The sequence below is a fragment of the Xanthomonas arboricola pv. juglandis genome (assembly GCF_905367715.1).
Taxonomy (GTDB): domain Bacteria; phylum Pseudomonadota; class Gammaproteobacteria; order Xanthomonadales; family Xanthomonadaceae; genus Xanthomonas; species Xanthomonas arboricola.
The window spans coordinates 3,680,598-3,702,475 of sequence record NZ_HG999362.1; the positions used below are offsets into that span (position 1 = coordinate 3,680,598).

Annotated in this window: 19 protein-coding genes and 1 pseudogene; 9 read left to right on the forward strand and 11 right to left on the reverse strand. The window is 61.7% G+C overall.

Translation table 11 applies throughout. The annotated features are described in order from the left end of the window. Positions 1 to 44: 44 nt before the first annotated feature. Positions 45 to 1,658 carry a sensor histidine kinase gene (locus tag KHN93_RS15955; protein WP_211920720.1) on the forward strand — a complete coding sequence of 538 codons (1,614 nt, stop codon included), beginning with the start codon at positions 45 to 47 and terminating at the stop codon, positions 1,656 to 1,658. Positions 1,659 to 1,850: 192 nt separating this feature from the next. After that, positions 1,851 to 3,245 carry a sigma-54-dependent transcriptional regulator gene (locus tag KHN93_RS15960; protein WP_211920722.1) on the forward strand — a complete coding sequence of 465 codons (1,395 nt, stop codon included), beginning with the start codon at positions 1,851 to 1,853 and terminating at the stop codon, positions 3,243 to 3,245. 457 nt (positions 3,246 to 3,702) lie between these two features. Here the strand turns inward: KHN93_RS15960 and pilB are convergent, their stop codons facing one another. The 3 genes from pilB to KHN93_RS21725 form a co-directional block, all read right to left on the reverse strand. Further along, positions 3,703 to 5,439: a type IV-A pilus assembly ATPase PilB gene (gene pilB, locus KHN93_RS15965; RefSeq protein ID WP_104600103.1), complete on the reverse strand. Its 1,737-nt coding sequence runs from the start codon at positions 5,437 to 5,439 to the stop codon at positions 3,703 to 3,705. Positions 5,440 to 5,524: 85 nt separating this feature from the next. Further along, positions 5,525 to 5,977, reverse strand: a complete 453-nt coding sequence (locus KHN93_RS21805) for a pilin (RefSeq protein ID WP_104600102.1) — start codon at positions 5,975 to 5,977, stop codon at positions 5,525 to 5,527. Positions 5,978 to 6,068: 91 nt separating this feature from the next. Next, positions 6,069 to 6,521, reverse strand: coding sequence for a pilin (locus KHN93_RS21725; RefSeq protein WP_104600101.1), 453 nt, complete (start codon positions 6,519 to 6,521; stop codon positions 6,069 to 6,071). A gap of 353 nt (positions 6,522 to 6,874) precedes the next feature. On the opposite strand from KHN93_RS21725, the gene KHN93_RS15980 reads away from it, so the two are divergent. From KHN93_RS15980 to KHN93_RS21810, 4 genes are read left to right on the forward strand one after another with little or no spacing between them, the layout of a single operon-like run. Next, positions 6,875 to 8,128: a type II secretion system F family protein gene (locus KHN93_RS15980; protein ID WP_104600100.1), complete on the forward strand. Its 1,254-nt coding sequence runs from the start codon at positions 6,875 to 6,877 to the stop codon at positions 8,126 to 8,128. A gap of 7 nt (positions 8,129 to 8,135) precedes the next feature. Continuing rightward, positions 8,136 to 8,999 (forward strand): prepilin peptidase, encoded by an 864-nt coding sequence (locus tag KHN93_RS15985; RefSeq protein WP_016849610.1) that lies wholly within the window; start codon positions 8,136 to 8,138, stop codon positions 8,997 to 8,999. A 13-nt stretch (positions 9,000 to 9,012) separates the two neighbouring features. Then, positions 9,013 to 9,636 (forward strand): dephospho-CoA kinase, encoded by a 624-nt coding sequence (coaE, locus tag KHN93_RS15990; RefSeq protein WP_211920724.1) that lies wholly within the window; start codon positions 9,013 to 9,015, stop codon positions 9,634 to 9,636. Positions 9,637 to 9,645: 9 nt separating this feature from the next. Further along, entirely contained in the window at positions 9,646 to 9,891 is a 246-nt protein-coding gene (locus KHN93_RS21810; protein WP_425600183.1) for a SymE family type I addiction module toxin, read from the forward strand. Positions 9,892 to 9,994: 103 nt separating this feature from the next. Here KHN93_RS21810 and KHN93_RS16000 read toward each other — a convergent pair whose 3' ends face one another. The 4 genes and pseudogenes from KHN93_RS16000 to rimK all read right to left on the reverse strand — a co-directional run bounded on the left by KHN93_RS16000 (position 9,995) and on the right by rimK (position 13,568). After that, positions 9,995 to 11,329, reverse strand: coding sequence for a sensor histidine kinase (locus KHN93_RS16000; protein ID WP_016904089.1), 1,335 nt, complete (start codon positions 11,327 to 11,329; stop codon positions 9,995 to 9,997). After that, positions 11,322 to 11,999, reverse strand: coding sequence for a response regulator transcription factor (locus KHN93_RS16005; RefSeq protein WP_006448355.1), 678 nt, complete (start codon positions 11,997 to 11,999; stop codon positions 11,322 to 11,324). The genes KHN93_RS16000 and KHN93_RS16005 overlap by 8 nt, the downstream gene beginning before the upstream one ends. Positions 12,000 to 12,026: 27 nt before the next feature. Continuing rightward, a pseudogene (locus KHN93_RS16010) lies at positions 12,027 to 12,502 on the reverse strand (hypothetical protein). A 190-nt stretch (positions 12,503 to 12,692) separates the two neighbouring features. Further along, positions 12,693 to 13,568 carry a 30S ribosomal protein S6--L-glutamate ligase gene (gene rimK, locus KHN93_RS16015; RefSeq protein ID WP_054592194.1) on the reverse strand — a complete coding sequence of 292 codons (876 nt, stop codon included), beginning with the start codon at positions 13,566 to 13,568 and terminating at the stop codon, positions 12,693 to 12,695. A 518-nt stretch (positions 13,569 to 14,086) separates the two neighbouring features. On the opposite strand from rimK, the gene glgX reads away from it, so the two are divergent. Then, positions 14,087 to 16,219, forward strand: a complete 2,133-nt coding sequence (glgX, locus tag KHN93_RS16020) for a glycogen debranching protein GlgX (RefSeq protein WP_104559907.1) — start codon at positions 14,087 to 14,089, stop codon at positions 16,217 to 16,219. Between the two features lie 595 nt (positions 16,220 to 16,814). Here glgX and KHN93_RS16025 read toward each other — a convergent pair. Beyond that, positions 16,815 to 17,207 carry an H-NS histone family protein gene (locus KHN93_RS16025; RefSeq protein WP_023904915.1) on the reverse strand — a complete coding sequence of 131 codons (393 nt, stop codon included), beginning with the start codon at positions 17,205 to 17,207 and terminating at the stop codon, positions 16,815 to 16,817. A gap of 88 nt (positions 17,208 to 17,295) precedes the next feature. After that, on the reverse strand, positions 17,296 to 17,682 hold the full coding sequence (locus KHN93_RS16030) for a hypothetical protein (protein WP_026064907.1): 387 nt from the start codon (positions 17,680 to 17,682) through the stop codon (positions 17,296 to 17,298). Positions 17,683 to 18,421: 739 nt separating this feature from the next. On the opposite strand from KHN93_RS16030, the gene KHN93_RS16035 reads away from it, so the two are divergent. Further along, positions 18,422 to 18,787, forward strand: a complete 366-nt coding sequence (locus tag KHN93_RS16035; RefSeq protein ID WP_211920726.1) for a hypothetical protein — start codon at positions 18,422 to 18,424, stop codon at positions 18,785 to 18,787. A 44-nt stretch (positions 18,788 to 18,831) separates the two neighbouring features. Here KHN93_RS16035 and mobQ read toward each other — a convergent pair whose 3' ends face one another. Further along, positions 18,832 to 20,424 carry a MobQ family relaxase gene (gene mobQ, locus KHN93_RS16040; protein ID WP_211920728.1) on the reverse strand — a complete coding sequence of 531 codons (1,593 nt, stop codon included), beginning with the start codon at positions 20,422 to 20,424 and terminating at the stop codon, positions 18,832 to 18,834. A 258-nt stretch (positions 20,425 to 20,682) separates the two neighbouring features. Between mobQ and KHN93_RS16045 the strand changes: the two genes are divergently transcribed. Then, a complete protein-coding gene (locus tag KHN93_RS16045; protein WP_011346616.1) occupies positions 20,683 to 20,937 on the forward strand; it encodes a hypothetical protein in 255 nt (84 codons plus the stop codon). Positions 20,938 to 21,085: 148 nt separating this feature from the next. Here KHN93_RS16045 and cho read toward each other — a convergent pair whose 3' ends face one another. Then, complete coding sequence (cho, locus tag KHN93_RS16050; protein WP_211920730.1) at positions 21,086 to 21,871, reverse strand: excinuclease Cho; 786 nt, start codon at positions 21,869 to 21,871, stop codon at positions 21,086 to 21,088. Positions 21,872 to 21,878: the final 7 nt, after the last annotated feature.

Consider the following 21,878-nt stretch of genomic DNA (forward strand, 5'->3'; position numbering starts at 1 on the left):
GCGCACCTGCCTATACTCGCGGCTTGCTCCAGCGGGGAATCGGCTTGCCATCCAGCCCATCGCTTATCGACCGGATCCAGTCCGCGCCGCAGCGCGAGCTGTACTTCTTTTCGCTGTACCGGGTGCTGGTGGCCGGGCTGATCGCCGCCCTGGTGTTCAGCCCCCTGTCCGACGCGATCCCGGAGCCGCGTTACCCGCGCCTGGCGGCCGGCGTGGCGATCGGCTATCTATCGGTGGCGATCCCGCTGCTGTTCTGGGGCCGCAGCGAGCGCCGGCTGACCACCACCGTGTTCTGTTCGGTGCTGGCCGACATCGCCGCGGCGACCCTGGCCACGCATGCGCTGCCCGGCGCCAGCGCCGGCATCGCGATGATGCTGCTGTTCAATGTCGCCGCTGCCTCGATCCTGCTGCGCCTGCGCTACGGCATGAGCATCGCGGTGCTCGCCAGCGGCGCCATCGTGCTGGAATACCTGTGGACCCTGCTCGAAGGCGGCGGCGCCGCCCGCCCGGTCGCGGAGCTGGCGATGTTCGCCACCAGCTACGTCGCGGTGGCCTTCATCTGCGAACAGATCGGTTCGCGTGCACGCCGCAACCAGGTACTGGCCGACGAACGCGGCGCGCAGGTCGCCAACCTCTACGAGATCAACGAACTGATCATCCGCCGCATGCGCACCGGGGTGCTGGTGGTCGACACCCACAGCCACATCACCCTGGCCAACGAGGCGGCGCTGGCGCTGCTCGGCGACGGCGACCAGCGCAACGCCCCGGTCGACCTGTCGCTGGCCGCGCTCACGCCCGAACTGTCGCGCCGCCTGCAGCGCTGGCGCAGCGGCTGGCGCGAGGAAGAGGCACCGCTGCAACTGGGCGCCGACCGCCCTGAAGTGCAGCCGCGCTTCGTGCGGCTGCTCGCCGACAGCGACCTGGTGCTGGTGTTTCTGGACGATGCCAGCGTGGTGTCGCGGCGCGCCGAATCGCTCACGCTGTCGGCGATGGGGCGCTTTTCGGCCAGCCTGGCGCACGAGATCCGCAATCCGCTGGCGGCGATCAGCTACGCCTCGCAGCTGCTGGAGGAATCCCCGGACATCGGCGATGCCGACCGCCGCCTGCTGCAGATCATCCACCAGCAATGCCAGCGCACCAACGGCATCGTCGAGAGCGTGCTCGCGCTGGCCCGCCGCGAGCGCGCAAGCCCGGACAACCTGGATCTGGCCGCCTTCGTGCGCCGCTTCGTGGTCGAGTACCGGCAGACCCTGTCGATGGAGACCGACATCCTGGAGGCCAGCATCCAGGGCAATGCCGTGCATGCCTTGATCGACCCAAAGCACCTGCACCAGATCCTGACCGCGCTGGTGCACAACGCGCTCAAGTACGGCCGGGTCATGGACGAACCGGCGCGGGTGAAACTGCGTGTGGAGCGCATGGAGCGCATGGCGGTGATCGACGTGGTCGACCGCGGCCCCGGCATCCCGGAGACGGTGGCCGCGCAATTGTTCCGCCCGTTCTACACCACCTCCGAGCACGGCACCGGGCTGGGCCTGTATATCGCCCAGGAACTGTGCCGCGCCAACCAGGCGCAACTGGACTACGTGTCGGTGCCGGGCGGCGGCGCCTGTTTCCGGATCCTGTTGCAGGGGCCCAATAGCCTGCTCGGGAAATGAGCGAGAGCGTTGCGTCACTCCTGGAGCAAGCCAGTTGCGCAGCTGCCTGCAAGGGCGCTGCGATCGTGTCCATGCGGCCAGCTGCTGGGTATCGTGCTGCGCACGCGCACCATCGTGTGATCACGTGAATCGTTACGCCCGGACCCGACCGGCAATTGTCGACGGTCATCGCCGTGGGCTATCGTGCGCCACATGAACGAACCGAAAAGTGCCCTGGTTGTCGATGACGAGCGTGACATTCGCGAACTGCTTGTTCTCACCTTGGGCCGGATGGGCCTGCGCATCAGCACCGCCGCCAACCTAGCCGAAGCGCGCGAGCTGCTGGCCAACAATCCCTACGACCTGTGCCTGACCGACATGCGGTTGCCCGACGGCAACGGCATCGAGCTGGTCACCGAAATCGCCAAGCACTATCCGCAGACCCCGGTGGCGATGATCACCGCGTTCGGCAGCATGGACCTGGCGGTGGAAGCCTTGAAGGCCGGTGCCTTCGACTTCGTCAGCAAGCCGGTGGACATCAGCGTGCTGCGCGGCCTGGTCAAGCACGCGCTGGAGCTGAACAACCGCGACCGCCCTGCCCCGCCACCGCCGCCACCGGAACAGGCCAGCCGCCTGCTCGGCGATTCCAGTGCGATGGAAAGCCTGCGCGCCACCATCGGCAAGGTCGCGCGCAGCCAGGCGCCGGTCTACATCGTCGGCGAATCGGGCGTGGGCAAGGAACTGGTCGCCCGCACCATCCACGAACAAGGCGCACGCGCGGCCGGCCCGTTCGTGCCGGTCAACTGTGGCGCCATCCCCGCCGAACTGATGGAAAGCGAATTCTTCGGCCACAAGAAGGGCAGCTTCACCGGCGCGCATGCCGACAAGCCCGGCCTGTTCCAGGCCGCGCATGGCGGCACGCTGTTTCTGGACGAAGTGGCCGAATTGCCGCTGCAGATGCAGGTCAAGCTGCTGCGCGCGATCCAGGAAAAATCGGTGCGCCCGGTGGGCGCCTCCAGCGAGTCGCTGGTGGACGTGCGCATTCTCTCGGCCACCCACAAGAACCTGGGCGACCTAGTCTCCGACGGCCGTTTCCGCCACGACCTGTACTACCGCATCAACGTCATCGAACTGCGCGTGCCGCCGCTGCGCGAACGCGGCGGCGACCTGCCGCAACTGGCCGCGGCCATCATCGCGCGCCTGGCACATAGCCACGGCCGGCCGATTCCGCTGCTGACCCACTCCGCACTCGACGCGCTGGACCAGTACGGCTTCCCGGGCAACGTGCGCGAGCTGGAAAATATCCTCGAACGCGCCCTGGCCCTGGCCGAAGACGATCAGATCAGCGCCAGCGACCTGCGCCTGCCCGCCCACGGCGGCCATCGCCTCGCCGCCACTCCCGGCAGCGCCGCCGTCGAACCCCGCGAAGCGGTGGTCGACATCGACCCCGCCTCGGCCGCCCTGCCCTCCTACATCGAGCAACTGGAGCGCGCCGCGATCCAGAAGGCGCTGGAGGAGAATCGCTGGAACAAGACCAAGACCGCCGCGCAGCTGGGCATCACGTTTCGGGCATTACGTTATAAGTTGAAGAAGTTGGGGATGGAGTAAAAGGCCGGGAGTCGGGATTGGGGAATCGGGAATCGTAACAGCGGGTTGCCGTGTTTAGTTGCTTTGACGGCTCTGTTCTGGCTTCTACGTCTCGAGAACCTTAGAGGACGGCATTCATGGCCGGATGCTGTTCTCCTAATAAAAACGGCGCTCCCCTTACGAGGAAGCGCCGTTTTTTGGGGGTTCGCAACTTTGCCAAGTATCGCCAAAACCGGTGAGCAAAAGCTTGGGGGAAAGGATTACCGCCGTAGCCAGCTTTTCCGACTCCCAATCTCCCGATTCCCAGCCCTTAGTCCTTGGTCACCCGATTGATCTCGGCCAGGCTGATCACCCGCGCGACCTTCATCTAGTCCACCTGATGCAGGTCGCCAGTAACGATCCAAGACAGACAGCTGCCCAGCCCGCCAGTCGGGGGGCTCTTGCGAATCCCCAATCCCGAATCCCCAAATCCCAGCACTCAGTCTTTCGTCACCCGGTTGATCTCGGCCAGGCTGGTCACCCCGTGCGCGGCCTTGACCAACGCCGACTGGCGCAGGTCGCGGATGCCGATACTCTGTGCCGCCTCGGCGATCTGCATCGCGTTACCGCCTTCCAGCACGATCGCGCCGATCTCGTCGGTCATCGGCATCACCTGGTAGATACCGGTACGGCCCTTGTAGCCTTCGGTACACTCGTCGCAACCGACCGCCTCATACAGCTCGATCCCGGCAGCGATCTGCGCAGGCGTGAAGCCTTCGGCCAGCAACGCATGCTCGGGCAAGGTCGATTTGCGCTTGCAGTTGTTGCACAGGCGCCGCGCCAGACGCTGCGCGATCACCAGGGTCACCGACGAGGTGATGTTGTACGGCGCGATGCCCATGTTCATCAGACGCGCGATGGTCTGTGGCGCATCGTTGGTATGCAGCGTGGACAGCACCATGTGACCGGTCTGCGCGGCCTTGATGGCAATCTCGGCCGTCTCCAGGTCGCGGATTTCGCCGACCATGATGATGTCCGGATCCTGGCGCAAGAACGAGCGTAGCGCCGCGGCGAAGGTCATGCCGCGCTTGTTGTTCTGCTGCACCTGATTGACGCCGGGCAGGCGGATTTCCACCGGGTCCTCGGCGGTGGAGATATTGCGCGTCTCGTCGTTGAGGATGCCCAGTGCCGTGTACAACGACACCGTCTTGCCCGAACCGGTCGGCCCGGTCACCAGCACCATCCCGTACGGCTTGTGAATCGCATCCAGGAACAGCTTCTGCTGGTCAGCCTCGTAGCCCAGCTTCTCGATGCCCAGCTTGGCCGCGCTGCCGTCCAGGATACGCAGCACCACCTTTTCGCCGAACAGGGTCGGCAAAGTGCTCACACGGAAGTCGATCTGCTTGGTCTTGGACAGGTTGAGCTTGATGCGCCCGTCCTGCGGCACCCGCTTCTCGGCAATGTCCAGCTGCGACATCACCTTCAGACGCGCCGCGATGCGCTGGTTCAGCTTCACCGGTGCCTTGGCCACGTTCTTCAGCAGCCCGTCGATCCGCAGCCGCACCCGGTAGTCGTCTTCGTAGGGCTCGAAGTGGATGTCGGAGGCTCCCCGCCGGATCGCATCCACCAACACCTTGTTGACGAACTTCACCACCGGCGTGTCGTCGCCCTTGGCATCGACCCCGGAATCCCCGCCGGCGCCCATGTCCTCGTCCCCGGCCGACACGTCCAGATCGCCCATCCCCTCGTCGTCGTCACCGAGCGAAGAGCCAAGCGCCGCATTGCTGGCTTGCCATTGCTCCAAGGTGCGACGGATCTGATCCTCGTCGACCAGGATCGGCTCGACCACCAGGTTGGTATGAAACTTGATGTCGTCCAGCGCCCTAGTCTGGGTCGGGTTGCTCACCCCCACGAACAACCGGTTGCCGCGCTTGAACAGCGGCAGCACCTGGTACTTCTGGAGCAACTCTTCACTGACTAGCTTAATGGCGTTTTGGCTGGCGTCGAAGACGGAAACGTCCATTAGAGGCATGCCGAACTCGACTGCATTAGCCGCCGCAAGTTGTGCCGCGGACACCAGCTTCCTGTCCGCGAACCATTGCGGGAGGGGCACCTTCGCTTGCGCAGCCTGATCCATTGCAGCACGGGCCGCCACTTCATCAAGAGCACCATCTTGCACAAGACGACGCGCCAGCCCAGTGATACCGACCAAGTTGGTGCTGATTGCGATGCTCATAGAATTTCAAGATCCTGTGGCGACGTACATACCGTACAGTCGAACCCATGCTTGCACAAAAAAATTTGTATCTACAACCGCCCCCTTATTTGCAATGCCCTTGTCCGTCACGGAAAGCCCGCCTAGCATCACAAGTGGTCCCTGTATTCGTCCAGTCAAGTTGAACTCCTACAGACAATGAGGGAGTATCTATGATCGTGAGTCGCGCAGAGCCATCTACAGATGTGGCACCAGTAGTTGCTCGAATCACTCCATCTTGTATGGTGAAAGGCGCAGGCAAGTTTCGCGTATGTGTTGAAGGCGCCATAGGTACACCGTTAAATCCAGAACTACACCCAACTAGTGACTGTTGTTCGGTTGCACAAAGACCTATTGCAGTCCGATAAGCACCTAGTTCCGACATCGCAGCCGCCGCTCTAGTCCTAGATACATAATCGCTATATAGCGGAATTGCTAGTGAAGCCAGTATTGCTATCACCGCAACGACGATCATCAATTCTATCAGGGTGAAACCTGCGACTGATCCTTTGCGGTCCATACGCCCCCCTCAGACTTTCCACAAGAGATTTACAGCGCAAAATAAAGAGCCCTGCAAAGCAGGGCTCCAAGTTACATCAGCATGCACCGAATTACGGGCAACCACCTTGACCAGGCTTGAAGCCACGCGTCGGATTGCAAGAGGTGCCGCTATTCTCCCAAGAGATGACACCTGCATTAGAAGTCGGAGTCAGCACATAGGTCAGGTTGGCACCGCCGCTCGAAGCGGTGGCGCCAGTCGTGGCCGTGATGACACCGTCCGCAACGCTAGTGATGTTAGTCACGTTCTTAGTACGAGGAAACGCAGCAGCAGTAATTGCCGGAATGCCGTTGGTACCAGCGCTACAACCCGTTGCAGTCTGCGTTTCAGCGATGCAAGACGAAACTGCAGTCTTGTACCCAGCGAGCTCTGCAGCAGCACCAGAGGCACGGGTACGCGAGACATAGTCTTGGTACTGCGGAATAGCGATTGCCGCCAGAATCGCAATGATTGCCACAACGATCATCAACTCGATGAGCGTAAAACCTTTCTGCATTTTGTTCATCTGAAATCCCCTAGAGGTAATTAAATCTCGAGACAGGCGTCCCGAACCGGACAGCAGTTGCTTCGTGTACAAATTTAAGCAAGCAGGATGCGTGCCAAGTCAGACCACCCCCTCGAAACGCCCTGACCGAATGATGCACCATCTTCAGCGAGCTTGGCACAGCGCGAGTTTCGTTCTGAGACACCATCTACATCGGGCCCCGCCTGGTCAGAAGGTGACAAATAAGGTCACATTCGCCCGCTCGCTACAAAAATCGCCCTGCTCCGCAACTCAATCGAACGCCGTGCTTGATACGAAAGAAAGAGGTACCATCAGACATCTTTCGCCTGGGGACGGCGGATTGGGGATAGAACATGGCAGCAACAAGCGGCACTCTCAAAAGCAAGCCGGGCGGCAAGACAAGCCAGCTACAAGTCTATGTGTGGGAAGGCTCCGATCGTCGTGGCGTCAAGATGAAGGGCGAACAGAGCGCGCGTAACGTCAACCTGCTGCGAGCCGAGTTGCGCCGCCAGGGGATCACCCCAAGTATAGTCAAACCTAAACCGAAGCCCTTGTTTGGCGAGACTGGCAAAAAAATCACGCCGAAAGACATTGCCTTCTTTAGTAGACAGATGGCGACAATGATGAAGTCAGGCGTACCTATAGTCGGCGCGCTGGAAATCATAGGAAGCGGACACAAGAATCCGCGCATGCGCAATTTGGTGGGTCAAGTTAGAACCGACATCGAAGGCGGCTCATCGCTCTATGAGGCCATGAGCAAACACCCGGTTCAGTTTGACGAGCTATATAGAAACCTAGTCAAAGCCGGCGAAGGCGCGGGCGTACTTGAAACGGTCCTCGATACCGTTGCGACTTACAAAGAAAATATTGAAGCACTCAAAGGAAAAATCAAAAAAGCGCTTTTTTACCCTGCCATGGTTATTGCAGTAGCCATCATAGTGAGCGCTATTCTACTAGTATTTGTAGTACCCCAATTTGAGGACGTCTTTAAAGGGTTTGGCGCTGAACTACCTGCATTTACTCAGCTAATAGTATCCGCATCGCGCTTTATGGTCGCTTATTGGTGGCTAATACTCTTCACGAGCATAGGGTGCGTCGTAGCATTTTTATACGCTTACAAGCGCTCACTTCGCCTACAACACCTGATAGATAGGCTCACTCTCAAAGTGCCCGTCATAGGGCAAATAATGCACAACAGCTCAATTGCACGATTCTCAAGAACGACGGCGGTGACCTTTAAGGCCGGCGTTCCGCTAGTGGAGGCTCTCGGCATTGTCGCCGGAGCTACTGGCAATGCCGTTTATGAGGACGCCGTTCTGCGTATGCGGGACGATGTTTCAGTGGGTTATCCGGTCAATATGGCCATGAAACAGGTAAATTTATTTCCGCACATGGTCATCCAAATGACAGCGATCGGCGAAGAAGCGGGCGCGCTAGACGCCATGCTCTTCAAAGTGGCCGAGTATTACGAGCAAGAAGTCAATAATGCCGTGGATGCCTTGAGCAGTTTACTTGAGCCTCTGATTATGGTCTTTATTGGAACAATCGTTGGCGGAATGGTTATCGGCATGTATCTACCAATCTTCAAACTCGCCTCTGTGGTTTAAATCAAGCATGGCATTTCTCGACCAGCATCCCGGTCTCGGCTTTCCTGCCGCGGCCGGACTGGGACTGCTGATCGGCAGCTTCCTGAACGTGGTGATCCTGCGCCTGCCCAAGCGCATGGAGTGGCAGTGGCGGCGCGACGCGCGCGAGATCCTGGAGCTGCCGGACATCTACGAGCCGCCGCCGCCGGGGATCGTGGTGGAGCCCTCGCACGACCCGGTCACCGGCGACAAGCTCAAGTGGTGGGAGAACATCCCGCTCTTTAGCTGGCTGATGCTGCGCGGCAAGTCACGCTACAGCGGCAAGCCGATCTCCATCCAATACCCACTGGTTGAGCTGTTGACCTCGATCCTGTGCGTGGCCAGCGTCTGGCGCTTCGGCTTCGGCTGGCAGGGCTTTGGCGCGATCGTGCTGAGCTGCTTTCTGGTGGCGATGTCGGGCATCGACCTGCGCCACAAGTTGCTGCCGGACCAGCTGACCTTGCCGCTGATGTGGCTGGGCCTGGTCGGCTCGATGGACAACCTCTACATGCCGGCCAAGCCCGCCCTGCTGGGCGCGGCGGTTGGCTATGTCTCGCTATGGACGGTGTGGTGGCTGTTCAAGCAGCTCACCGGCAAAGAAGGCATGGGCCACGGCGACTTCAAGCTGCTGGCCGCGCTCGGTGCCTGGTGTGGGCTGAAGGGCATCCTGCCAATCATCCTGATCTCCTCGCTGGTCGGCGCCATCCTCGGCTCGATCTGGCTGGTGGCCAAGGGCCGCGACCGTGCCACCCCGATCCCGTTCGGCCCCTACCTGGCCATCGCAGGCTGGGTGGTGTTCTTCTGGGGCAACGACCTGGTGGACGGCTACCTGCACTTCGCAGGCCTACGTTGACCGGGGCACGACGATGAGCGACTTCATCGTCGGCCTCACCGGCGGCATTGCTTCCGGCAAGAGCGCGCTTGCCGCTGAGTTCGAGAAGCTGGGCGTGCCGGTCATCGATGCGGATATTGTTGCACGGCATGTGGTGGCGCCCGGTCCCATTCTTGATGCGATCGTAGAACGGTTTGGCCCGGACATCCTGCTACCGGGTGGCACGCTTGACCGCCAAGCGCTGCGCAAGATCGTCTTCGCCGATCCAGCCCAACGGAAAGCGCTGGAAGCGATCACCCACCCGGCCATTCGCGCAGAACTGCAGCGCGCCGCGCAGGAAGCCGTGGGCCCCTATACGATCGTCGCGATTCCCCTGCTGACCGAAGCGGGCGGACGAGCGACCTATGCCTGGCTGGACCGCATTCTCGTCGTCGATGTGCCGGTGTCGCTCCAACATGCTCGCCTGATGCAACGCGACGGGAGCACATCGGTGCTTGCCGATCAGATGATTGCCGCGCAAGCATCTCGCGAACAACGATTGGCCATTGCCGATGACGTAATCAGCAACGAAGGCGACACGGACCGACTGGCGCAACAAGCGCGAAGCCTGGATGCGAGCTACAGGGCAATTTTACAAACGCATCGAATCGGGCGCTGACATCTACGGCTGCGCACTCAAAACACTGCCATGGCCAGTCGACTGCCGTTACCGCCAGCGAGATCGTTAGCACACGAGTCGTGGCATCCATTACTCCCTTACTACGATGCAGAACCCGGCCGGCCGCACAGCCAGCGCATCCCGAGCGTGCGCTTGCGCGGGCTGTGGCTGGAGCAGTTGGGGTTTGCGGTTGGGTGCAAGCTGCAGATCACTGCGCGTGCGGGCGAGTTGGTGGTGACGGTGGTAGAGCGCTGAGCTGGGTTTTGGGTGCGGTTGTTGTTTGCAACCCCCCGGCGTGGGGGCGTCATGGGTAAGGCTATCGCGCCCGGGCGCGCTCCTACGGGAGTGCGGGTGGTGGTTAGCGATGGAAGGCTAGTGTTGCGATGACGCCGCGCTGCTGGCCTGGGCGTACGCTGACGCGCCAGCCGTAGAGATCACAGAGCCGGCTGACGATCGACAGGCCGATGCCGCCGCCTTGCGAGTGGCCGGCGTGGGTGCCGCGGTAGCCGCGCTGGAACAGTTTGGCGGCGTCTTCCTCGCTCAGGCCGGGACCGGAGTCGATCACTTCTACCGCATCGCCAAGCACGCGCACGCGCACCTGGCCGTCCTGGGTGTACTTGACCGCGTTGCCGATCAGGTTGCCCAGCGCCACCGACAAGGCAGATTCGGGCGCGTCGATGACCAGGTCGCGCTCGCCTTCCAGCAGCAGCTCCAGCTGCTTGCCGCCGAGTTGGGCGCGGTGCGCGTCGATCAGCTGTTCGGCTACCTTGGCGACGTTGCTGCTGCCCTGCCCGCGTTCGTTGCGCGAGAGCAATAGCAGCGAGCCGATCAGGTCGCTGCACTGCAGTTCGGCGCGCTGGATGCGCTGCAAGCGTTGCAGCATCTTTTCGTCGAGATTGGGCTTGGTGAGCAGCAGTTCGGTGGCGCCGCGGATCACCGCCAGCGGGGTGCGCAGTTCGTGGCTGACGTCGGCGTTGAATTCGCGATCGCGCTGTACCACTTCGGTGAGGCGGGCCGAGTAATCGTCCAGCGCTTCGGCCAGCTGGCCCACTTCATCGTCGGGGAAGTGCGCGGCCAGCGGCTTGGGCTCGCTGGTGCCGCCGCGGTAGGCGCGCAGGCGTGCGGCCAGGTCCGACACCGGGCGCATGACCTTGGACGCCGACCACCAGCCGATCAGCAGCGAGAAACCGCTGAACACCAGCACCGAGAGCATCAAGGTGCGCTTGAGTTGGATCTCACCCTTGATGGTCTGGGTCATGTCGTAGGCGAGGAAGAACCACTCGCTCGGCGTCTTGCGTACCGCCAGCTTGTACGAATACGCGTTGCCGTTTTCGTCCACGCCGGAGATGGTGTGGATGCCGTCCGGGAACTGATACCACTCCGGCTGTTCCAGCCGCAGCGCTTCGAACTTGTCGCTTTTGACCACCCGCCCACGCATCTGCTGCACCGGCAGGTCGGGGTTGCGCAGCGGGTCGGAATAGAAGCGCTGCGCAAAGGCGTCGATGTTGCGGTTCATCACGTCTTCCACCAACTGGTTTTCCACGCGCGAGCGCGCCCAGTTGGTGGCGAAGGCGAACAGCGTGGTCAGGCAGAAGCCCAACAGCACGAACGACAGGATGATGCGGCTGCGCAGGCGCCGCCGATAGCGGCCGCGCCTGCGGGCGGGCCGCGCGCCGTTATTGCTTTCAGGCATCGGGCGAGGCGATGCGATAGCCGATGCCGTGACGGGTCTGGATCATCGGCACATCGAAAGGCTTGTCGACCACCGCACGCAGGCCGTGGATATGCACGCGCAGCGAGTCTGAATCGGGCAGCTCCTCGCCCCAGACGCGGGTTTCCAGCTCCTGGCGGGTGACCACGGCCGGCGAGGCTTCCATCAGCGACTGCAGGATCTTCAACGCAGTGGGGTTAAGCTGCAGCAGCTTGCCGCGGCGACGCACTTCCAGCGTGTCCAGGTTGTATTCCAGATCGCCGGTTTCCAGCACGCGGGTGTGCACGCCCTTGCCACGACGCGACAACGCGTTGAGCCGCACTTCCACTTCCTGCAGCGCAAACGGCTTGATCAGATAGTCGTCCGCGCCGGAGTCAAAACCGGCCAGCTTGTTGTCCAGCGAATCGCGAGCGGTGAGCATCAGCACCGGTGTCTGCTTGCGCGCTTCGTTGCGCAGCTTGCGACACACCTCGATGCCATCCATGCCGGGCAGGTTGAGATCGAGCACGATGGCGTCGAACTCGTGCACCACGGCCAGGTGCAGACCGGTCACGCCGTCGGCGGCAAAGTCCACCGTGTGGCCGCGGTCTTCGAGATAGTCGCCCAGATTGGCGGCGATATCGCTGTTGTCTTCGATTACTAGAATTCGCACTGGAACCTCATTGGTTAAGCTGTTTTTTTAGCGCTGGCGCCGAGAAATGTCGTCTTGACTCACAGTCGTCTGACGGCGGCGCTCGGCGGCGGTCATACCCTGTCTGGTACTCATCTGCGAACCAGCTGCACGCGCGCGCCGGCAACTAGCCAACCATCTTCGCCTGCCCTGGTCAAAATCTGGGTGACGGGCTCCTGATCGTTATGCAACGCTGCGCGCTGGCCCGGCTGCAGCACGGTGACATCCGGCTGTGCCTCCAACGTGGCTTCGCTGCAATCAAGTGCTGCTGTCACCTTAGCGCGCTCACCCTGACTGATCTCGGAGTGCTTGGCGCCTTTATGCATATCGCTCCACATCCGCTTTGCCGGTGGCTTGGACGGGGTGCCGAGATCACCCGCTATCGCGCGGGCAGGGCTGATCAGGAAACTGATCACGCTGAGCATTGCGGTGCTGACTTGCCTTGCCATGCCGACGCCTCCTTGTGTGCCTGAGCGATTTAACATCAGCGAATGTAGACGCGAAGCCTGGGGGCAGCAAGCCGCCACATAAAAAGGCCCAAGTGCGACAACGCACTTGGGCCAAAAGTTCATCCCGATCACCGTCACTGCCGAGAGCAGAGCTACGGTCGGGTGAGGCTAGCGAGGAAAGGATTAGATTTTCGTTAAATTTCCGCTAACAAAGCTGTTGACCCGATCAGCGGATCGACTGCTCCAGGTGCTGGATGATCGCCGCCGCCACGTCCACCTCGCACACCCCTTCCACGCCCTCCAGTCCAGGGGTCGAATTGACCTCGAGCACCAATGGCCCGCGACTGGAACGGATCAGGTCCACGCCGGCCACGGCCAGGCCTAGCGCGCGCGCCGAGCGTACCGCGACCTCCTGTTCCTGCTCGGTGGCCTGGGCCACCGCAGCGCTGCCGCCCAGATGCAGGTTGGAACGGAAGTCGCCCTCGGCTGCCTGCCGGCGCATCGCGGCAACGACCCGGTCGCCGACCACAAAGCAGCGCAGGTCCGCGCCCTCGGCCTCGCCGATGAATTCCTGCACGATGAAGTTGGCGTACAGCCCGCGCAGTGCCTCGACCACGCCGCGCGAGGCGCTGGCTTTCTCGGTGAGAATCACCCCGGCGCCCTGCGCGCCCTCGTTCAACTTCACCACATGCGGCGGCGGGCCCAGCATCGACAGCAGGTCCTGGGTGTCGTCCGGGTTGTCGCCGAACACGGTCACCGGCATGTCGATGCCTTGCGCGGCCAGCAGCTGATGCGCGCGCAACTTGTCGCGCGAGCGCAGGATGGCGTCGGACGGGTTGGGCGTGTAGGTGCCCATGAATTCGAGCTGGCGCAACACGGCGGTGGCATAGCGCGTGACCGAGGCGCCGATGCGTGGGATCACCGCATCGAATCCGGTGATCGGCTTGCCCTTGTAGTGCAGGCTGAAACCGTCGGCGGCGATGCGCATGTAGCAGCGCAGCGGGTCGAGGATGCGCACGGTGTGGCCACGCTTGCGCCCGGCCTCGATGAGCCGCCGGGTCGAATACAACTTGCTGTTGCGGGAAAGAATGGCGATTTTCATCGCGGCAGGTGTACGGCGCGGCCTGGACATGGTCGGAGTCTGATGACGGAGTGACCCAAGTCCGTACGTCAGCCGGTCGATTGCACGCGCGGGCAGTATCCCTGCCCTGCACGTTGCGTTCGACGGGTGTGCGACGGCCCCGAGAATGGGAGGGGAAGTAACGCAGCAAGGCAGCTGTAACACTGCACGCGCGGCGTGGCTGCGACGGCCTGGATGCTAGCAGGGCGGCTGCGCAGCGCTCAAGCGCGCGTGTACGCACCTCGGCACAGGTGATGCACGGCGCCGGTTTGCCCGGCGACAGTCGCGCAGACAATGCAGCAGACGTGCTCGACTCAATGTCTCAGCTGATCTGCGTCAGCGCGCGCGCTTCCGTCACCTCGCTCGGAATGACCGGCCGCCGCGCGCCGTAGCAACCGTCCTCACGCCGCCCCCGTGTCGTCGTGACGCAGTTTGCACAGCGCAACCCGCAATGCTTGAGTTCCCTCAATGCCGGCGTGCCGGCGCACCCGAGACTCTCAATGCGACGTCCAGCAAGCGCGGCTTACGCCAACCCCTCCCGCATCCGCCAAGGACGCCCGTTCCCGCGCGGTGCCGTCTTCGATGGCCAGGGCACCAATTTTGCGTTGTTTTCCGCGCATGCCACGCGTGTGGAGCTGTGCCTGTTCGACGAACAGGGCACCGAAGTGCGGGTGGATCTTCCGGAATACACCAACGAGATCTGGCACGGCTATCTGCCCGACGTCAAACCCGGCCAGCGCTACGGCTACCGCGTGCATGGCCCGTATGAGCCCACCGAAGGCCACCGCTTCAACCACAACAAGCTGTTGATGGACCCGTATGCACGCGAGATGGATGGCGACCTGATCTGGGCAGACGAACTTTACGGCTACACCGTGGGTCACCCGGATGGCGATCTGAGCTTCGACGAGCGCGACAGCGCGCCGTTCATGCCCAAGTGTGTGGTGGTCGAAGACACCTACGACTGGGAAGACGACGCGCGCCTGCTCACGCCGTGGAACGAGACGGTGATCTACGAAACCCATGTGCGTGGCTACACCATGCGCAACCCACAGGTACCGGAGGCCGTACGCGGCACCTTTGCCGGCCTGGCGCAGCCGCAGGTACTGCAATACATCAAGGACCTGGGCATCACCGCAGTGGAGCTGTTGCCGGTGCATGCGTATCTGGACGACCAGCACCTGCTGGACAAGGACCTGCGCAATTACTGGGGCTACAACACCATCGGCTTCTTCGCGCTGAAGTCGCGCTACCTGTCCAGCGGGCATCGCGATGAGTTCCGCGACATGGTCAAGGCCATGCACAAGCAGGGCCTGGAAGTGATCCTGGACGTGGTCTACAACCACACCGCCGAAGGCAGCGAGTTGGGCCCGACGCTGTCGTTCAAGGGCATCGACAACGCCAGCTATTACCGCCTTGCCGAAGACAAGCGTTACTACATCAACGATACCGGCACCGGCAATACGCTCAACCTGAGCAACTCGCGGGTGATCCAGTTCGTCAACGATTCGCTGCGCTATTGGGCCGGCGAAATGCATGTGGACGGCTTCCGCTTCGACCTGGCCACGATCCTGGGACGCGAGCCGAGCGGTTTCGACCAGCGCGGCGGTTTTCTGGATGCCTGCAACCAGGATCCGTTGCTGTCGGAGGTCAAGCTGATTGCCGAACCCTGGGACTGCGGTCCCGGCGGCTACCAGGTCGGTCACTTCCCGCCGGGTTGGTCGGAATGGAACGACAAGTTCCGCGACAACGCGCGCGAGTTCTGGAAGGGCGAGGATGGCAAGCTCGCCGAGTTCGCCACGCGCTTCACCGGTTCGGCTGATCTGTTCGATCGTCGCGGTCGCCGCCCGTGGGCGTCGGTCAACTTCATCACCGCGCACGATGGATTCACCCTGCGCGACCTGGTGAGCTACAACGAGAAGCACAACATCGCCAATGGCGAGGACAATCGCGACGGTTCGTCCAACGACGGCTCCTGCAACTACGGCGAAGAAGGCGACACCGATAACGCGGATGTGCTGCAGATCCGCGAGCGGCAGATGAAGAACCTGCTCGCCACGCTGCTGCTCTCGCAAGGGACGCCGATGATGCTTGCCGGTGATGAGCGTGCGCAGTCGCAGGGCGGCAACAACAACACCTATTGCCAGGACAACGAGATCACCTGGCTGGACTGGGAAAACGACCCGACCAATGGCCGCCTGACCGACTTCGTCAAGGCTCTGACTAAGTTACGCAAGCGCTATCCGATCCTGTCGCGCGGCCGCTTCCTCAACGGCCAGTACAACGAGGAGGCAGGCCTGCGCGATCTCACCTGGCTCAATCCCGGCGGCACCGAAATGGACGACGCGCACTGGACCGATGCCGGCGCGCGCTCGGTGGGACTGCTGCTGGAAGGCAAGGCCCAGACCTCCGGCGTCAAGGAGTTGGCCAACGACGCCACCTTGTTGATCGTCATCAATGCCTACCACGAAGGCGTGACCTTCACCCTGCCCTCGGCCGACGAACCGGTGCATTGGAAGCTGGCGCTCTCGACTGACGAAGCGCTGGAAGTGGACATGATGCCTGCCGGCGCCAGCGAATTCCTGGCCCCGCCGCGTAGTGTGTCGGTGTTCGAGTGCAAGAACGACCAGTAATACCGATGCAGTAACACGAACTCGCGGCCTGCCGGAAACCCGGTAGGCCGCGAGTTTTTTATTGCTTCGACACAGGCGTCGGAGGCTTCGGCTTTAACAGGATCTGCGTTATCGATTCATGGATGCCGATACGGCAGTGCAACCCTGAAGATGGCAGCCACTGGCGCGCCGCAATCGCAGATAGAGCTCCAATGGCTTTGCTTACCAAAGAACTTGAAGCAGCGGCTTGGTATCTAGTGACACGCGTGGCGATGCGGATTAGGGCAAACCTATCGGCTTATCACTCGTCTTTATTAATAGTCGAGCAACGAACTGACAAAAGCTGAAACAGCCGCACCTGGCAATCGCGCATTTGGAGTACATCTATCGAAAAACCCGCCAGTCAATCACGACGCAATAAGCTGGACGGGCAATTCTCCGTCTCCGGCCTAGAGCACGGCGACATCGACAAGCATCACTAGACCCAGATGTGATTGCACGATCCGGCAGCGTCTCGAATACACTGCAGCGATGACGGCGATAACACCAAAGTGCGCGACGGTCGTGAGTCGCTAAACGCTAACGAGCCCCAGCAAGACCTTGAATACGCAAAAACTCAGCCCGGATACAGCGGGAATCGCTTGTCGGGATGATTGGCCTTCCATTCCTTGTAGGAGCTGGTGCCTTCCCAGGCCTTGAACGCACGCGGCGTGCGACCACGCCCGGACCAGGTCTCGCCGGAATGCGGAATCCAGTATTTGGCCACCACCTCGCCCGTGGACGACAACGGCCCCTTGGATTTGCCTGTCATCGCCAGTGACGCGATCTGGGACTTCTGCTTGGCATTGAAGCGGCTACCGAACTGGGTCAGCACCTCGACCACCTGGTCGAAGGCTTCCAGCGTCTGGGCATACTTCAGCTGGGCTTCTTCCTGCTCGAGCTTGCGCAGCTCTTCCAGCAATTGGGCTTTGGCGGCGGCAGAGGGTGAAGCGGGCGGAACCTGGCGCATTGGCAAAACTAAGGTTGGACGGGTCAGCGAGTATTGCCGTTGCGCCGGCTAGCGTAAAGCGGCAGGACGCGCCCGAGTCTGGCTGCGGTCAGCGATGGCGCAGCAAGGCATGCTCGCGGGCCATGGTCAGCACCGGCCCGATGCGCCCGGCCCGGATCAGCTCACCGCAGTGCTTGCCGACAAACTCGACCCTGGGCGCCGAAAACCACTGCACCACCCGATCCAGCTCGCCGGCATTGATGGACCAGGCATGGCAGACCGCCTCGCCCAGCTCTTCCACCCCCACCAGCCCCAGCTCGCGAATCTGCTCGGAATCCAGCGCGAACATTTCCAGCACCTTGCCTGCATCGTCCGGCGTACCGTAACCAAAACGCATCTGCTCGGCACGGTGAGCAACCGAGGCTGCCCGCGCTGATTCGGCGCGTCGTATGCCCTTGAGAAGTGCGCCGATAAGTTGAGGATGCGTGGCCGTCATGGTGCTCGCTCGATGATGACTGCCACTATGCCCATCGCCGCAAGCCCGCTCAATCAGGAGGTTCCTGACCTTGGGGAAGGAAATAGCGAAGCGCGCAACTAGCGTTATTCGCCGCGGCGCGCTGCAATCGATGCCAGTCCAAAACACTAAATGTTCTGTCCGGCGGCACCGTCGCAATCGGTTGTAGCCGACGAAAACCCCCGATCCGCAGTTAAAAAGCCGACGGCTGAAAACCAATCGTTGCCATCGACTGCGGAGGCCTGAGCTGCGCCCTGAAATTGCATGTCAGGGGGGTTAAGTGCAATCGCGCAGCGACCCACCCAGAAGGTAAGCAATTCAGTTAGGACGGATCGGATATCGAGCAATCCGCGCTGGCCAGCGGACAAGAGCGTCAGAGGCACCTGCCGGACATGGAGCGGGCGATGGGAACAGAATCCATCCACGCCAACCAATTGATTATCCTAACGAATCCCCGGGAAGGGTGATCCAAAAATGATACCCCGGTTGATACCTGATCATAGCGAGGCGACGGCGGCGGCTCAAGGACATCCCCGCAGGCTGGCCAAGTCCCCGGCCAGCCATAAGCAAATCCGGATGCCTGGCGTTGATATCAACTATAGACATACTTCAAATCAAACTTTTATTGCGTATTCGAATTTGTGAAGTGCAGCCGAAAGCGAGCTCTTGCGCAAGCGTCGGTTCTTGGTTGGATGAGGGCTCACCCAACACAGGAGCACCCATGCACCAAACGCAGATTCAGGTCGCCAGTCGCTTGCTCGGCCACCTCCTTCAGCAGCGCACGACCCGCCTTCCCCCGCATGAGGTGGAAGACATCCAATACGCGCTCGATCTAGCGGCAGAGCTGCTGAGGCTCGGCGGGCCAGGGCCGGCCGGTCAAACGCAGGCATCGACCATGGCCCCATCCCAGCCCATCCTCGTCAAACGAGCGGCTGTCGATCGCACCGTCGTGCCGACCATGCCCGCTTCAATCGAGGAATGGCGAGAGGCACGCAAGAAGAAGAACAAAGACAAGGACAACGTCCCCCGCCCCAAGGAGCCCATTGGGATTGAACGCATAGACCTGCGGCCTCGCCCTCGGCATTAAAGCCAAAGAAAAAAGCCCCGCATCTGCGGGGCTTTTGACATCCATCAGGGCCGCGGCCGCCGGCGTGTTGGTTGCGGCACGGGCACAGGCATCGGCGAAGGCTTAGGCATGGCTTGAGCAGCGTCGATAGATGCAACAGAGCCATGAGCGATTTCAGGCTTTGGACTTGCGAGCATCGCTTCGCTCCACTGTTCCATCTGAGCAGCGCGGTTCTCAATCTCGTTCTCGCAATCGTTCCACTGCTGCTCTGAGACGGCCGCCTGGGCTGCACCCAGTTCAGCTGTGCGCTTCTCCAAGACGGCCAACCGCCTTCCCCGCCGCTTTTCCCATTCTTGAGAGGCCCACTCGCCATCGGGACGAGGGTAGTCGCCGTTGAACTGCTCCCACGCCTGTTCGGCCAGGTGGAAGAGCTTCTCGGCACGCCCCAAGGCGCTGGTTCGTTGGGAGAACTTCACCACGCTGCGCTTGAGGCTGCCCAGTCGTTCGACCAGCCCATCAAGCCCTCGGCGAAGGCTGGCGTTGTCGACAAACGTCGCCGCATGCGCATTCCATCTCCTCACCAAGCGCTGAGTCGCGGTCAACGCAAGGTCGGAACGGGTCGAGAGGATCTCCGCGAGGTCACGAGCCGCCTCGGCGACCAGCTCACTGATAGAGCGAAGCGGCCGCGCCTGCGTATCTTCGGCAGGCCGACCCAGCGCATCGGAGAGGCGCATGCCGCGGAGCCCGTGGATTTCCAACCCGGGCACAGCGGTTTGAAGGTCATTCGTGGGGCCAGCCCGACGTCGACGGTCGCGCTGCGCCTGGTAATAGCTATGACCATTGGAGCCCGGAACTGCCCTGCCCTCCTGCTCGGCTTGCGCAAGCAACCGTTCAAAGGCCTCTTCGTTTTCTCGAACGATGCGCGCGTTTTCGGCGGCACGGTCGGTCATCACGCCCTTGCGGGCCAGTGCTGTTGCTGTCTTGCCCATGTGCTTCGTGGGCTGCCGGGACAGGACCATCGCTTCGGCCCAGTCGCCGCGAGCCAGGGCCTCTTCGGCCTGGACTTCCAAGCGGCGGTGGTCGACCCGGGCATCGATGCCCGCAGCAGCCAGATGTTCGTTGATAGTTGAGGCGATGGTTTGGCGGATCCACTCGATTTCAATCTTCCCAGACGCCCCGCCATCCAGCTCACGCGTCTTCTCGGAAAAACCGTCGCTGGTCAGGCGGCGCGTGGTGGCCAGCAGGTGCACGTGATGGTTCAAACCGTCGCGGGACCCCGGGGAGTGGATGCTCGCCTGCACGGCGAATCCATAGCGGGCAACCAGGGCTTGGCCAATGGCCACAACTAGGTCGGACCGCTGCTCGTCGTTGAGCTCGTGGGGCAACGCGACTTCGAACTCGCGGGCCACTACTGAATTTTTGCGATTCTCCGCCGCCTCGGCTTTCGGCCAGAGCTCTGCGGGGACAAGTGCCCATGCCGGGGCATCCTGAGGAGCAAGGCACTCGGATGCCACGACTCCACTGCGGCGGCGGTAATCGTGCCGTTGCCCGGTGAGATGGTCGATGAGAAGAAGGCCAGCTCGGTAGGCGGCCGCCGCAACTGCGGAGTCGCCGCGGGAACGGCTAAAAGTTTTGACGCGGGAGTGGTAGATGGCCATGCAGAGCTCCAGATGAGGTTGCTCTCTTTATGCCGTGGCTTTTGATTTGCGCAAGCGCGCAGCGCTTGGGGGTCCGGGGGCGTAGCACCTGGCGCGCGCTATGTCGCAGACATTGCATCAGTGCGCTCTTGCTTCTTTCTTTTAAGCCTTGTTTTTCAGGCTTTTCGATTTTCGAAGCGGCCGAAATTCGAGACCACCTCAACGCTTGACGCAAGCCGTTTTCCTGGTTGACTCATTTCCAAGCGACAGGAGAAACGCATGACCGCAACGAATCACTACCGAGACCAAATTCAGCGGGCCACCGAGCGCTTAGCACAGCTGCAAGCGAAAGAGCTTTTAGCCAACCAGCGCCGCGAAGCAAAGGCGCAGGAAACAGCAAGGCGCGAAGAGATGAGACGGCGGCAGCGAGTGGCTGACCTAGTCTTCCAGACGGGTGCACATGCACTAGACGAGGCAGAACTGGAAACGTTGCTGCTCAATCACATGAGGGACCGGGCAGGCTTGCTCCACTAACCTTGCCCTATCAAGTCAGCTTTTTTGCAAGCCGCCCAATGCTCGCCCATGGTCATCCGAGGCCCTTGCTCCTGCTGGACGCTCCCCGGCTGCATCGGTTCCATGACTTGCCAACGGATCTGGCCCTGTTTGATAGCGCGGAAGAGTTCTACGGGCCGAGGACGGTGATGGCGTGAAGTCCCGACTCTATCGCAGCCCTGATGATCCTGTAGCTGTCCCGGTCGAAGCCCAACGGCTCGCCTTTCAGCTTCCTGGCCGCCGTCAGTGTCGTGACGGTGCCCAGGTAGTGCCAGGCATCCAGCACGTGGAGCTGGCGCAAGTTCTCGCCCTTCTCTTCCAACGCAATCCGGCCACGAAAGGGCCAGGTTGAAAGCTCTAGACGAATGAGTGCAGCACGTAAGCGCTCTTCGTGCTCATCCAGGGTCTCACTTCCCGAGCAAGCGCCCGCGCATCGCTTGAGCATGGCGCGAAAGCATGGGCGGCCCAAAGGCAGCCGCTCGAGCCCTACCAGGGAGTAACAGAGCCGGTGGTCATCGGCGATGCGTCGCAAGCTTTTTTGAGCGGACTGCGGGCTGGAGTAGAGCCCGTAGAGCATCGGTGAGGAGGTCACGTCGTATTCCGCCGAGTGAACGATAGAGACCTCGCCCCGATAGAGGCGGATGGAGAACTGCCGCGGGACCTTCCGAAGCAGCTTGTTGTAGAGCGGCATCTGACGCTTGACCATTTGCGCCTCCAGCAAACGTGCACCAACGTCGCCTGCCATGGAGATACAGGAAACCGAGGTCGTTTGACGAAGCAGTGAGGCCTCTTCCGGGGTGCGGCAATGGTCCATCACCCGGGTGCGCACGTTGATGCTCTTACCGACGTAGAGCGGCAACAGGCCTTCCTTCCCGTGAAAGGTGTAGACCCCTGCTGTTTTGGGAAGTGCTTCCACGCAATCG